Origin of the sequence: Microcoleus sp. PH2017_12_PCY_D_A (genome assembly GCF_020738565.1) — a bacterium.
In the GTDB taxonomy this organism is placed as follows: Bacteria; Cyanobacteriota; Cyanobacteriia; order Cyanobacteriales; family Microcoleaceae; genus Microcoleus.
In genome coordinates, this window is sequence record NZ_JAEQCI010000142.1 from 1 (window position 1) to 12,298 (window position 12,298).

The window sequence follows — 12,298 nt, forward strand, 5'->3', positions numbered from 1 at the left end:
TCTAGCATCCCAATTACAGAAGTAACAACCGCTCGCTTGTCAGATTTTTTGTTTCCTACTCTTCTAGGATAACTGGGGTTATATTTAATCGCAAGCCCCCAAGAGGGATGGTTGTGCCAAATAAATTTATTTAGCGCCCGCCAACCAGCGGTGTGTCGGGGATGGTGCTATTTTTTGGGTAATTTTGCTTATCCGTCGGCACCGATCTAGCAAATGTACCCACCATTCTCCCAATACTTAACAAAACTTTATAATTGCCGTTACGAGGGACAATCTCAATTTCGGAACATTTAAATAATCCTACACAACTTGCAACCCCCAAAACCCCCCAGGACAAAGCAATACAGCCGTTGACAGTCCATATACCTTTCGCTAGGCTGAAAAGCAGGAGGAAGAATTTTGTATGCCAAACAATAAATATCAGAATAAAGATGAGGTTTCAGTTCCGATTGGGAATGGCTTGATCTATGTATTCGAGACCAACGTGGATACGGCTGAGCGGACTGCTCTCGGGCAGACCGCGATTGCCGCTACCGTACCGGCTAACGCCTTCAAGGGAGGGAATAGCCCCAAGCCCCGCAGGGCCCGCCGGCTTACCGCCGATGGCTGGAATTCCAGTTTTTGCGCGGAAACGCCGACAACCGTAATTCCGGCGCTCAAGGCGGCCGGCTGGCAGGTCGGCCGGACTCCAAAAAAGAGAGGAATTATTACAGGTGCTACTGCCCGTGCTGTAACAGTTTATGCCACGGTTCGGGGAATTAAATTTGCCTGGAATATGCCGACTGAAACCCGGGCATCCATTACCGACGCCACGATGACGGCGCTCGGAATTCAGGTAGCCACTGCTGCTGACACTGATACGCTTGTTTGGGGCGCCTCCCTTCCCCGACCCGCAAAGGTTCAATTCAAAAGAACGACCGCTCCTTTGGGTGGGGGTGCGGATATTTTGACCACTTACTGCGGGCAGGCTCAGGAAGACAATTTGCCTGCTGGATGGAAAATTATCCAGCCGCGATTGAAATTCCCTGGAGATCCAGTAACTCCTTAGGAAATTTGGTGGTTTTTCGTACACAATTCTTGTTTTTGCAAAAGTAAAAAAATGATTGATTTTTCCGGTACTGAGCCGAAAGTGGCTGATTCTTCGGCTGAGTTGACTCCACTAACTCAAAAACAGATAGAAGATACTCCAGCTTTTAAGGCTTGGGGGAGCCTTAAAAAAGAAGAAGCAAAAAATTATGTTAGCAGCGCCTTTGGGTTAGAGCTAAATCTAGAGGATTTACTCATTTGGCGTGACGATGCTGGCTGGCCCGATCCAGTTGGTCGAGCCGGTTCTTACAAAATGATTGTTGCCAATCAAAAATACAGGGATTCCAAGGGAAATGTTCTCGGGAATTACAATGTATGGCGCAAATTGCCAGTAATCGAGACACCTGCTATTTCTTAGGAGTGATTGATGTGGGTTTCGCTGGGGGAGGTGACGCCTTAATTCGACCTGTGGCTGCCCTTCCCAAGTGATGCTGGTAGCGCCAGTGTATTTAGATTTCAATTTGTTTCTACTGGAAACCCCGAAAACATATTTAGCATTTTGTGGTTTCGCCGAGTATGGGTATTTGGGGCTTTCCGCGAAAAACAAGTTGAAATTGCCCACCGAATATACCCTCAAGTTCACTCAATCATCTTCTATCTGCCAATTCCAGATTCGCTGGAATATTCAGGTTTGATTCCAGCCGGATATGAGTGCAAGTTGGAGCGCAGATACCGAAAAGGTAACTACGCTGAGCCAATTTTCTATGTTTCATTGGAGGCTTTTGTACCGCCTCCAGGAACCCCAATTTCTGAGGCGAAGATTGATTTGAAATTAAGCGAAATCGATTTTCAAAAAATTATCGATAAGCTTGACAACTTGCCAGATATTACAGACTAGCCGATGGTCAAGTTGAAATTTACCGCGTCCCTTGATTATTATGTTTGTCAGTATGGCCACATTAACTCTTAGTACGGAAATAATAGGATTAGCTGTAGGCATTGGCAGTCCGGTTGGCGCTGGACTGTGGTGGTTCCTAGGTTATTACAAAAATCAAATCGAATCTGACTTGCGGCGCGAATTTCGATATGAAATCGATCGTATAGTAACAGAGCAAAATCATCTGCTTTGCTTTATAGAAGATAATTTGCCCGGATATCAAAGGCTACAGGTCTCCGGCGAATACCGGAGCGTATTTTATCAAAGTTGCAGCAGGAGGCCTGATGATCGGTAAAGTGGCTGCAAGTGTTGGGTTTGTTTTTATTTTTAGTAGCGTGGCGCTGGTTTTTCTCGCTCTTGCACAGAAAGAAGTACCAACCTCCCTGCTCTCGCTTTCACTAGGGGCTATGGCTTCATTTATCAGTTTGTGCGCGCCATCTCCTTTTCAGAGGTAAACATGGCTTTTATATTGAGCAGCAAAGAATTTTGGGTAGCAGAGGGAGGTAAGGTTCGCGGAGCCGTTTTACGAAAAGGCGATACATCACTGAGGGAGGTAGTCATGCTTTCTACCTCGGCAAGGTCAGCCAAGCCGGGGGTCGATTACCAACACATTGAGAAAGAAATAGAATTTTTGCCGGGAGAACGGCAACTAGATTTTGACATTCAAATCTACCGAGATAACCAACCTGAATTTCAGGAGGAGTTTGCAATTCAATTGCTAAGGGTTCCGCAAACCCATTTTGGCTATGCTGGTCAGCTAGAAGAGCCAAATATCGCAATTGTAAAAATTCTTGATATGGACACTTAGAATGATAAAATTAACCATCACCCAGCCCACCATTCTTAAATCTCGCCCTCTTCAATCCGCAGATTTAGGAGTAAGCGAAAAAATTCCGGTTAATCCGGGAACAGAATATCAATTACTTTCCTGCGATCGTGATCGCAATCACTGGCGCATTACCTTTCCCCAGTCAGCAAACAAGCCAGGCATATTCTTCGTGTACGAAGAGCACTGCGAAGTCAAAAATATCATGACAGCCCGCTATACCAAGGATAATCTACCAGAATCGGTCAGGCTTCAAATTCCCTACCGATCGCAGCTAGACAATTTGCACAACCCCACGGGTTCTTGCAATGTCACCTCCATTGCGATGTGCCTAAATTTTCTAAAAGTGCCACGGCGCCAAAATGCGGGGCAATACGAAGATGAGCTTTATCAATACGCAATCGACCAAGGTTATTCACGCCACGATCCGCAGGATTTGGCAAAGATCGTGCGAGATTATGGAGGCACGGATAATTTTACGTCTTGGGGAACAATTGAGAGATGTAAAAAACATCTTGCCAGCGGAAATCCCTGCGTGATTCACGGCTACTTCACGTCCTTCGGCCACATCATTGTGTTGGCTGGTTTTGACGAAGAAGGTTTTATTGTTCACGACCCCTACGGCGAGTGGTTTCCCAGCGGTTATCGAACTGATTTGAGCGGAGAATTCCTTCACTATTCCTACAAGCTGATCAAAAGAACGTGCATCCCAGACGGGCAGTTTTGGGTGCACTACATTTCAAATTAAAGCTTATTACTCCATAAGAGAGTAAAGCCTAATATAGTTATCGGCGTCATCCCATCCATAAGCCAAACAATAATCTCGCGGATTTGTAGCGCGAATTAGTATTTTGTTGGCGCGATTATCTATATTTTCTACTAAGTAGATAAGCGTGTCATCAAATTTAAACGCTAAACGATTCTTACAATTTGATAAGCAAACTGGTAAGGGCGATGATTTGGTATTTGCCTTGATTGTTTATTAGATATCTCCAAATTTTGGAGATGTCTAATAAGGATTATAAAAGACAAAAGACTCATATTTAAAATTATTTAAAATTCTGGGACTGAAAACTTCTGAATAATGCCAGCGTAGCGCTGAAAGATGATTGCACTGGAATTACCAGCCCATTCGGCGATTTGAGTGACTGGTATCCCAGACTCAAGGCATTGAGAAATGAATGTATGCCGCGTATTGTACTGCGGTCTGTAAACCTCAATCTGACCCTCAATTGCCAGTCGCTTCACCAACCCTACTGATTTCCTTCCTTCGCCGTACCAAGCCGATCGCAAATGGTGGTAAGCGATCGCACTTCCGTCCTGCCTGATAAACACGGGGTCGGCTGGTGCAGGACTCTCCGGCTTTAGCGATCGCAGCAATTCCTGTAATTGCTGATTGCAGGGGAAGGTACGGGAATCTGATTGCTTGGTTCCTGATTTTCGCTGAACTCCGCCCTTGGCATTAATTAGTGTTTCTTCAAAAGCAATTGCACTCAAATCGCTTTTGATGTGCCTCCATTGAAGCGCGATCGCTTCCCCAGTTCGGCAGCCAGTCAAAAAGAAAAATTTAATTATTGGGGCTAAATCTCCAAATTCTTCTGATGCTTGAAAAGCCTGGATTATCGCAAGTTTTTCTTCTCCAGAAAACGGATGAATTTTAGATGCTTTAGAAATCTTTTTAGTTTTAATTGCAGCTTTACCTTTAAGGGGATTTTGCTCAATTTCCCCGCGTTCTGCTGCCCATTCCAGAGCAGCATTGAGCTGCATTAAAATTCTTTTGGCCGTATCTAGTGTGCGATTCTCGATCGCCCAATCTTTTAGCTTAATTGCTTCATTTAATTGCTTGTAGGGACAGGAAATAAGGTGGTTGAGCGCTACCTGGTAAGTATTTTTCCAGGTGGAGGGCGAAACCAGTTTTCTTCTGGAATCAATATATTTTTGGTATATTTCAGAAAAAAGTTTATCCCGGACAACTGGCTTTGCTTCCACTTTTTTTGCAGTAGGCACTAATTTATACTTTTCAAGCGTCGCATCAAAATTTCCGCTCAGAAAATCAAGCTCAATTTGCTTCGCTTTTAGTTCAGCCAATTTGTGATTTTCCGGCGTATTAGAAATTCCCAGCGCTAAGCGTTTTTGACTGGGAAAAATTGTGCGCGGGAAGCTTAAGCAAAGCATTTTCCCGCGCACAACCACAGAAATAGAACCCTTGGTGGATTTAGTGGGTTTAGAATCCGAGGTCATCCTTCCCAACCTCAAACTTTTTCAATATCGACTCTAATTTCGCCTTGCCATCGGCGAATTTGCGTCCTCCCATTTTGAGAACATTTTCAACTATCCAAGTGACCGACTTACCCGCTGACATTGACTTACAAACTTCCAAGTAAACTAGGTAATCTGGGTTGTCGTTCGGGGAAGCACTATCCTGTAAGTCGTTGTCATATATAGCTTCCAGCGACTTGCGGCTTGCTTCCACGTCAAGCCCAGGGGAAGTTAGGATAAGTTCAGCTTCCTGCTGTCTTTGTTGTTGCGAAACGTAAGCTGATGTTGAAATTTCATTAATTATATCAGCCGTAATAGCCCGCTCTTTAATCACCTCGATTTCACCTTGCTCAGACAGTTTGCGAGCGATACTGCCGGCTTTGACAGCACAGGCAATTCCCGCACACAAACTCACGCCCTGGACTGCTTTATGCCAGCTTACTTTTTTATCAAGAGCGCTCAAAGGAGCCAGCCACAGCGCCACGGCTGACGCGCTCAACACAAACAGTTTTAGCTGCATAAAAACACCCCCAAACCAATTAGCAGCATCGCCAAATTGCCGATTAAAAGTGTTTGCAGGTCAGTGACTGAAATCTTGAGCAACTTGCTCAGGGAGTAGTCAAGCAACCAACACATTACCCAAGCGACTGCGACTGCTGCTAGTAAAAAAGCGATCGCCTTCATTGCCATCGGATGCAAACTCCCTATCCATCCCAGTAAGGAGAAAGCGATGCACCCGGCAACAAAATAGTTAGCCAGATACATCGCTTTCATTAGTTATTACCCCCAGTCAACTTGGCTTTGATGGCGTCAATGCGGGTGCGGGCATCGCTGTCAGCTTTGTCAATCCCTAAGCCCAGTCGCGCATAACCCGGTCTCAAGCCGTGCAGTTTTTTTGCCAAACCAGCGTCAGCCCGCTTTTTTCCCAGTTCGTTCTCGGCGACTGTTCCTTCATACTGGCAATGCGCTTTGTGGACTGTTTTATCAGCTTCTTCAATCTTGCCTAAAGCTTTGTAGGCTCGTTTGGACTGACGCGCGCCGTCGGTTTTTTCTTTGGCAAGTTCTTTCAAGCGATCGGCTTCTTCACGGTCAAAGTAGCGCGGTTCGGGCAATACGGGGACGGTGCGGATTGAACCGAAGTTGCCGGGGTTGTTCGGGGTGATGACACCGGGGGTGGTTGTTTGCAGCACTTTGGATTTATCAATTGCGTGGCTGCCTTCATTGGTAGCAGCTAAGTTTCCAGCAGCAGTTTTGTTACCGCCGAACAGTCGCAGTTGTAAGCTCATAATTTTGTTCCAATTTGAATGGTGATGCGGATAGGGGATGGTAGGAATTTGAGGGGATTGTATTGCCATACATACGTCAGCAACACAAACAGTCCGACTGATGCAAAGGTCAATGCGATGAGTTGAGAAAGATCAACCCATTCTAGGAAATTAATAGGTTTAGGGCTGTTTGCAGTGCTGTTGACGTAGATGTCTACAGGTTCAGAATTTAAACATTCGTTGATTGTAGCAAGGTAGGAGTCGCTGTTAATACCGTGCGCTCTTAACAGTTTTTGCCACGTGTCGGTTTTACTGAGTTTGCCGAAAAGGCGGGCGTCTTCATTGGTGAAACCTAGGTCGAAGGCGACTGTTTTGAGTTGATTTATGCGACGGCAACTGACAGCGGGCTTAGTCATGGCTTGTTCCCATGCTTTTCAATTTCATCGCTCTCAGTTGATCGAGAGCCGAATCCTTGGCTGCCTCTTGTGTTTGAAAAATCTGTATGCCTTGCAAGTACCCGTTATTTTGGGCTGCTAATAGTTCAGAATTTTGCAGAATCTGAGCGCGCTGATTGTGTTGTTTGTTTTGCTGCTGAATTTCTTGCAACTTTGTCAGGAGCAAACTAGCTAAATTTTCAGCTTGCTTGATTGAGCCTTGTTGCAGCATCGAAATTTGGGTATCTAGTGCGATGTGATGCTGCTGGCTTGTCGTATTATCCACTGTTACTGTTATTAATTCTGAGCCAGCACCAGATACTGGGCGAGAGTTCTCCCTGCCTACCAAAAGCCGATACTCATCAGTTCCATATGCTCGGAGCTTACGCATCTCTCCCAGCATTTTGGAAGAAAATTTCCCATGGCTCGGTTTGAAAGTGACTTCTGGTTCCCAGTGCCAAATTTCACAAATTTTAGCAGCGTAGTTAAAGACCTGGCGGCGTTTTACTTTAAGGATGGCTGCCAGATTGTCCGCTGTGTAATCCGATTGCACGGTGCATTGCACTGCCGTATTTTGCTGTCGTCTCATAAAGCTTGTATGGTTTGGGTTTTGACTGTTTGAGTGCAATGCACTGTGTATTGCACTCATCGCACTGTGTATTGCACTTTCTAAGTTATCAATTGCGCTTTTAGAAAAAAATGCCGCCAAGGCGTTAGTTACAAATTTATTCAGGTGTATAATTGAAGATGTAACGGCGAGCATCCCTTGCTTAATCGCAAGCCGTAGTCGTGGTAAGTAACGAGATGCAGTGAAGCTGCCCCCGCACAAGGGTTCCTGCGAGTAGTTGGCAACTCTAAAATGTGCAAAAGACCAGCATAAAAAATCCTAGTTAAATATAACTAGGATTTTTTATTGCAACTAAAGCATTATTTGCTGAACGTTCATTACCCTGACAGAGCTCACTTTGACTTTGCTACCATCATCTATTTCAATCGTAATTTTCATCACAACCCCCATTTTTGCTTGAGTTCAGCAGCCCACAACCGATACGCCTTGTTGGGTTTGGCTATTCCACACATCCATCTTTGGATTGTATGAAGCTCGCACTTGAAAACAATCGCAAAATGCCGATATCTGAGACTGGAATCGTGGTACTGAGCCAAACGAATTAAATCAACAGGGTTGAATTCTTCAGGTTCTTCTATTAAAATGTTCATGGTTTGGTTTTTTTGGCTTAAGTAAAATGCCCATAGCTTTCGCACGGCGGGGGCATTTTTAATGTTTGCTATCGTCAGTTGGATAGACTGGATTGGCGAAACCGCGCTTGCTTAACTCCTCACGGATACAGCACAGAATTTTTACTAGGTCGGCAGAATCAAGTTTTAAGGTTTTTTCCAAAACTTTGTCCGCAGCAGAGGCCACAGTTGATGGCTGGGATGCTTGACCCGATCGCCTGCCAGCAACCGAAGCGACATAAGCGCCGCTAACTTTGCCATTGGGAGCGGTAGCAACAGCTTCGTTCCAGACCAACTGCTGCTCTTCAGCGGGTAAATGAGCGATCGCCCTTACCTGTCGCTCGTTAGTTGGCAGAATCTCGGAACCATTGGTTCCGCTTTTTAGATTTTCGATCACCTCAGATGCTGCTAACAGGTTACGAGCATAGCGATCGCCAAAATTCCACCGCTCCTTGCAGTAGGTTTCAAAAGTTGAATGGGTTTGCCGATACAACTTTTTGTCGTGGATGTCCTTTAAAGCCACCGCTGCCGAAGTAAAGCCAGCGTCGATCGTGCGTTCTAATTCGGTTAATTCAGTTTGCTCGGCTGGTGTTAACTCATTTTCAACAACTTTTTTGTCTTTCTCATCACTGTGGATAACGCTATCCACACCCACAAGTTTTTCGGTTGGGTCAACAACGTTAGGGCTGTCCTTACAACCATCGCTATCGCTAACAGGCTTAATTTCTGCTGGTTGCTCAGGACCGGGACACCAGCTAGGATTGCCAACAATGAAAAGCTGAGATTTACTGCGGGTTAGAGCGACGTACAGCAGGTTGTTTTCCTGCTCCAACTGCCAGTTTTGCTGGTTGCGCCATGTCAGTGGCATCTTTTCGGGCTGAAGGATGAAAACGCGATCGCCCTCCAGTCCCTTGGCTCGGTGACAAGTTGAAAGAGTTACACGGCTAGTGTCATCAGTATCACTAAAAAGAGCGTCAATACTCGCCTCTAGCTGCTTGATAGAATCCGCATTAGGGTATCCCTGGTAAACTGCAATGATTGTGTCTACCTTGTCATTAAGTAGCTCTGTCAGTTCCTCCTCATTATCTAAATTTTGATACTTGGCGCACTTAATCGCCCTATATTTTTCTGCAAATTCGTTAAATTTTTCGTAGGTAAAATCAGGGTGAGAGGCGATTTCCTGCAAATCGCGCTTAATAGTGTCAGCAATGTTCCTACCTTTGACTGTCGCTGCAATTCCCTTTGCAATTAACTGGATACAAATTGTCACCAAGGGAGCAGTTTTTCGGCACAAAACCATGTCCCCAGACACAAGATGTTCGGGCAATTTATACTCGGTTAAATGCTTAATTTCTCCAGCCCTGGCGCCTGGATGAGCCTCGATCGGAATTTCGGGAAAAATTCCGTTTACAAGCTCTATGTGGGATTTGGGACACCGATAGCAGAGGCTGAGCGGTAGCTCGGTTACTTTGACGCGATCGAGAATATTTTGGTAGCTGTCGCAATCAGCGCCCGCAAATCCCATAATTGCCTGACGCGGATCGCCGACGTAGAGGAGTCGGCCAAGCCTGCCAGCAAGCATCAAACTTAATTCCAACTGAGTGGCATTTAAATCTTGACACTCATCAATCAAGACAAATTTGTAAGGCTTAAACCAAGGCTCTCTGTCCAACTGCCAATAGGAAGGCAGCCAAATTTGATCGGTGAAATCAATGTTTTTATTTTTGGCTGCTTTCTCTCCTGCACCAAGCAATTTTTCTATTGCCTTTGCCACCTTGTCAAAGTTTAAAATCCCCTCTAAATTGTGGTGATAGGCAATTTCTTCAACAGCCGTCGCGCTTGGGTAGACCATTGTTAAACGGCATAATTCGGCAACTTTCAAAAAATCTTCAGCCCGATCGACCGCTGCCGGATGTTCCCTCAGCAAACTGCCACCAGTACCCCTACGGTCTGGAATCAGCCCCAGGTGTTCGGCTAAATTTCGGTACTTGTTCTTTTGAATGCGATCGCTTGGCAGAAACTTACCTATGTGTTGCTGGAGGATTTTAAAGCCGGTGCTGTGCAGAGTTCCGATACTGTTTTCCCAGCGCTTGCCAAATTTCTTGACTAAATCTTTAGCGTTGGCGCTCCCAAAAACTACGACGCGAACGTCGTTAGGACTGACACCCATCTCCTCCAGCGCTTTAGCTATCATGAACAAAGTGCTGGATTTTCCAGAGCCGGCTACCGCGTTGCAGCAGCCGTGCCCTTTTCCTGTTTTGAGCCAGTCAAGTATGGCTTTTTGATATTTAGATGGTTCTATCACTTTCCCATGAGATGATTGAACAGCAACTATCTGTGACATGAACCAAGGCGGTAGCGGACCGCCAAAACGCTTTTAGTTAAGAGATTCAAGCCTTGCAGAATCGTAACCGCGCAGAAATTCTGCGGAAACTGTATTTTCGGGCGGGCGAGCTTCACCAAACTGATAATATTCTTGACCGTCGTTGAATTCATAGGTCAAGTATTCAGCCTCAATGACAGCGTTCACGTTATCCGCACCGTGATGAATTTCATCAAGAGCTTGAATTGCATCCCCAATAGATAAGTCGGTGTATGTCGAAAAATCCTCATGCTCTGTTAGCTCTAAAAAAGCCGGGGAATTTTTGATGGCTCTCAAAGTTTCAGACATATTGCTCAGTAAATCCATTATCTCCTGGCGGGTCAGGGGCTTGTCCTCGATTTCTAGCTCCTGAAGAGCGGCAACGATTTGGTTAATAGTTGGGTTCATTGGTTTTCCTAAAAACTGTTCAGGTAATCAGCAACTTGCAGGATTTCTTCGTCTGTAAGTTTTCCGGCGTATGTTCCCGGCGGAGTAAAGGTCACGAACTCTTTATCTTTCACAGAACCCTTGGTGGATTTAGTGGGTTTAGAATCCGAGGTCATCCTTGCCAACCTCAAACTTTTTCAATATCGATGTCGATTTCACTCATTCAGACACCTCCAAAGGGACAAACTGATATCGAATCACGCACACTTCAAGGTTTAAATCACCCTTGAAAAATTTAGCAGCAAAGTCTGTAACAGACTCGCACATTCCACCCTCGGCAAGCAAATCCGAATGAGGCATATCGGAAAGCTTTTCAAGATAAGGTCTGTGGGTGATTATTAGGGAACCTATTCGCTTTCCTTTGGCATAAAATCCTTTATTCAGAGCAGGCACTCGCAAAGGGCGAATGTAGCCGTAACGGGGATATTGTTGAGCCAAGTCGTAAGCATTGAGGTATTTAGCTGCATGGGTCTCCTTCCATTTTCGCCGCGTGACGGACTTTTGATGGAGAATGGAGGGGTCAACACCACCAAAACTTATCGGGAGGGGGTAATTGAAATAAAGAGCGCTGTCATGGATCATAACTTTCGACTCCTACTATTTACTTTTCAATGTTCGGTGAATTTTACTCGCAAGAATTCCGCCTAAGCAGTGCTTAGATTTGCGAGAGTTGCAGGTAGCTTAAAGGCTTGATGCCTGTCTTTCCAGGCTGCCATGTCCTAGGAGGGATCGAACCACCACACAATTGCTAAGTCAAGGAAATAGCAACCCTACTTTTTGGGACAATTATTTATAGCATCAGTAGGCTAGCCAGTTATTGGTTACTTAGATAAATTCAAGAGGCTGATGAGAACTTCTGAATTGAAGGTGTCTCACTCGCGTGTAGTCCCAAACACCGGGAGAGGGAGAGTGAGACCTAATGTAAAGAACGCCATTATAGATGACGTATTGATTCGGCAACCCTGAGCTTGGAACAAATACCGTTTCCTCCAAAGTTTTGTACAAACCTTTGTGGTTATCGAACCACAACACTATTTGATCTCACCCACAGATTTCAATGTTAGACAAATGTTCGGACAAAACTTGAGCGTACTGAACGACCGAGCGTTGATCGACTAAACTGCGCCGTCGCCTTTTGTAAACGCCGCCTTCTTTGGTAATCAAGTAGAGAGGCGGAACCCCGCAAATCGCGGTCCCCAAGACAACCAAGTTTTCTGTCAGCAACTCGATATTGGTGGTGCTGGTAGCAGCAACTTCGATATTCGACAGATATTCAGGCGAAACTTGACTGTAATCAGTAGGAAACAAGCTATAAACTTTGCAGAATAGATCGCCAGCTTTGTTGATTAGACCTCTCCAAAATTTTTATTTTGTGCTAAAATTGAATAAATATCGAAAATTTAGTGGGAATTTTAAGTTAATGAGCCTGATATTAGAGTACCTAGAAAAACACCCCAAAGAAGCCAAACGGTTAATCGGAATTACCGCGGTTCAATTTCAGGATTT

General features: G+C 45.1%; 17 protein-coding genes. 5 read left to right on the plus strand and 12 right to left on the minus strand.

Going from position 1 to position 12,298, the window contains the following annotated elements:
- The first annotated feature begins 403 nt into the window (after positions 1–403).
- The 5 genes from JGK39_RS29135 to JGK39_RS29155 all read left to right on the plus strand — a co-directional run bounded on the left by JGK39_RS29135 (position 404) and on the right by JGK39_RS29155 (position 3,537).
- A complete protein-coding gene (locus tag JGK39_RS29135) occupies positions 404–1,048 on the plus strand; it encodes a hypothetical protein (RefSeq protein WP_293262126.1) in 645 nt (214 codons plus the stop codon).
- Between the two features lie 51 nt (positions 1,049–1,099).
- The gene (locus JGK39_RS29140; RefSeq protein WP_293262129.1) at positions 1,100–1,444 is read left to right on the plus strand and encodes a hypothetical protein; all 345 of its coding nucleotides are present in this window, start codon (positions 1,100–1,102) and stop codon (positions 1,442–1,444) included.
- A gap of 141 nt (positions 1,445–1,585) precedes the next feature.
- A complete protein-coding gene (locus tag JGK39_RS29145; protein WP_293298424.1) occupies positions 1,586–1,924 on the plus strand; it encodes a hypothetical protein in 339 nt (112 codons plus the stop codon).
- 496 nt (positions 1,925–2,420) lie between these two features.
- A complete protein-coding gene (locus JGK39_RS29150) occupies positions 2,421–2,771 on the plus strand; it encodes a Calx-beta domain-containing protein (RefSeq protein ID WP_293262135.1) in 351 nt (116 codons plus the stop codon).
- Between the two features lies 1 nt (position 2,772).
- A complete protein-coding gene (locus JGK39_RS29155) occupies positions 2,773–3,537 on the plus strand; it encodes a C39 family peptidase (protein WP_293262138.1) in 765 nt (254 codons plus the stop codon).
- Positions 3,538–3,842: 305 nt separating this feature from the next.
- Here the strand turns inward: JGK39_RS29155 and JGK39_RS29160 are convergent, their stop codons facing one another.
- From JGK39_RS29160 to JGK39_RS29215, 12 genes are all read right to left on the minus strand, one after another.
- The gene (locus JGK39_RS29160) at positions 3,843–5,030 is read right to left on the minus strand and encodes a tyrosine-type recombinase/integrase (protein WP_293262141.1); all 1,188 of its coding nucleotides are present in this window, start codon (positions 5,028–5,030) and stop codon (positions 3,843–3,845) included.
- A complete protein-coding gene (locus tag JGK39_RS29165; RefSeq protein WP_293262144.1) occupies positions 5,014–5,568 on the minus strand; it encodes a hypothetical protein in 555 nt (184 codons plus the stop codon). Before JGK39_RS29165 ends, JGK39_RS29160 begins: the two co-directional genes overlap by 17 nt.
- Positions 5,559–5,822, minus strand: coding sequence for a hypothetical protein (locus tag JGK39_RS29170; protein WP_293262147.1), 264 nt, complete (start codon positions 5,820–5,822; stop codon positions 5,559–5,561). The genes JGK39_RS29165 and JGK39_RS29170 overlap by 10 nt, the downstream gene beginning before the upstream one ends.
- Positions 5,822–6,334 (minus strand): hypothetical protein, encoded by a 513-nt coding sequence (locus tag JGK39_RS29175; RefSeq protein WP_293298421.1) that lies wholly within the window; start codon positions 6,332–6,334, stop codon positions 5,822–5,824. Before JGK39_RS29175 ends, JGK39_RS29170 begins: the two co-directional genes overlap by 1 nt.
- A complete protein-coding gene (locus tag JGK39_RS29180; protein WP_293298418.1) occupies positions 6,331–6,729 on the minus strand; it encodes a hypothetical protein in 399 nt (132 codons plus the stop codon). Before JGK39_RS29180 ends, JGK39_RS29175 begins: the two co-directional genes overlap by 4 nt.
- Entirely contained in the window at positions 6,722–7,576 is an 855-nt protein-coding gene (locus tag JGK39_RS29185) for a hypothetical protein (protein WP_293258068.1), read from the minus strand. The genes JGK39_RS29180 and JGK39_RS29185 overlap by 8 nt, the downstream gene beginning before the upstream one ends.
- Positions 7,577–7,752: 176 nt before the next feature.
- Positions 7,753–7,965 carry a hypothetical protein gene (locus tag JGK39_RS29190; RefSeq protein WP_293258070.1) on the minus strand — a complete coding sequence of 71 codons (213 nt, stop codon included), beginning with the start codon at positions 7,963–7,965 and terminating at the stop codon, positions 7,753–7,755.
- Positions 7,966–8,023: 58 nt separating this feature from the next.
- Positions 8,024–10,288, minus strand: coding sequence for an ATP-dependent helicase (locus tag JGK39_RS29195; protein ID WP_293298415.1), 2,265 nt, complete (start codon positions 10,286–10,288; stop codon positions 8,024–8,026).
- Positions 10,289–10,360: 72 nt separating this feature from the next.
- The gene (locus tag JGK39_RS29200) at positions 10,361–10,753 is read right to left on the minus strand and encodes a hypothetical protein (protein ID WP_293258074.1); all 393 of its coding nucleotides are present in this window, start codon (positions 10,751–10,753) and stop codon (positions 10,361–10,363) included.
- Positions 10,754–10,761: 8 nt separating this feature from the next.
- Positions 10,762–10,908 carry a hypothetical protein gene (locus tag JGK39_RS29205; RefSeq protein ID WP_293258076.1) on the minus strand — a complete coding sequence of 49 codons (147 nt, stop codon included), beginning with the start codon at positions 10,906–10,908 and terminating at the stop codon, positions 10,762–10,764.
- Between the two features lie 43 nt (positions 10,909–10,951).
- On the minus strand, positions 10,952–11,374 hold the full coding sequence (locus tag JGK39_RS29210; RefSeq protein ID WP_293258078.1) for a hypothetical protein: 423 nt from the start codon (positions 11,372–11,374) through the stop codon (positions 10,952–10,954).
- 459 nt (positions 11,375–11,833) lie between these two features.
- A complete protein-coding gene (locus JGK39_RS29215; protein ID WP_293298412.1) occupies positions 11,834–12,100 on the minus strand; it encodes a hypothetical protein in 267 nt (88 codons plus the stop codon).
- Positions 12,101–12,298: the final 198 nt, after the last annotated feature.

Bases quoted from the DNA above. Each gene is read 5' to 3' on its own strand.
- JGK39_RS29135 (WP_293262126.1), top strand. From the start codon at position 404: ATGCCAAACAATAAATATCAGAATAAAGATGAGGTTTCAGTTCCGATT.
- JGK39_RS29140 (WP_293262129.1), top strand. From the start codon at position 1,100: ATGATTGATTTTTCCGGTACTGAGCCGAAAGTGGCTGATTCTTCGGCT.
- JGK39_RS29150 (WP_293262135.1), top strand. From the start codon at position 2,421: ATGGCTTTTATATTGAGCAGCAAAGAATTTTGGGTAGCAGAGGGAGGT.
- JGK39_RS29155 (WP_293262138.1), top strand. From the start codon at position 2,773: ATGATAAAATTAACCATCACCCAGCCCACCATTCTTAAATCTCGCCCT.
- JGK39_RS29160 (WP_293262141.1), bottom strand. From the start codon at position 5,030: ATGACCTCGGATTCTAAACCCACTAAATCCACCAAGGGTTCTATTTCT.
- JGK39_RS29165 (WP_293262144.1), bottom strand. From the start codon at position 5,568: ATGCAGCTAAAACTGTTTGTGTTGAGCGCGTCAGCCGTGGCGCTGTGG.
- JGK39_RS29170 (WP_293262147.1), bottom strand. From the start codon at position 5,822: ATGAAAGCGATGTATCTGGCTAACTATTTTGTTGCCGGGTGCATCGCT.
- JGK39_RS29175 (WP_293298421.1), bottom strand. From the start codon at position 6,334: ATGAGCTTACAACTGCGACTGTTCGGCGGTAACAAAACTGCTGCTGGA.
- JGK39_RS29180 (WP_293298418.1), bottom strand. From the start codon at position 6,729: ATGACTAAGCCCGCTGTCAGTTGCCGTCGCATAAATCAACTCAAAACA.
- JGK39_RS29190 (WP_293258070.1), bottom strand. From the start codon at position 7,965: ATGAACATTTTAATAGAAGAACCTGAAGAATTCAACCCTGTTGATTTA.
- JGK39_RS29200 (WP_293258074.1), bottom strand. From the start codon at position 10,753: ATGAACCCAACTATTAACCAAATCGTTGCCGCTCTTCAGGAGCTAGAA.
- JGK39_RS29205 (WP_293258076.1), bottom strand. From the start codon at position 10,908: ATGACCTCGGATTCTAAACCCACTAAATCCACCAAGGGTTCTGTGAAA.
- JGK39_RS29210 (WP_293258078.1), bottom strand. From the start codon at position 11,374: ATGATCCATGACAGCGCTCTTTATTTCAATTACCCCCTCCCGATAAGT.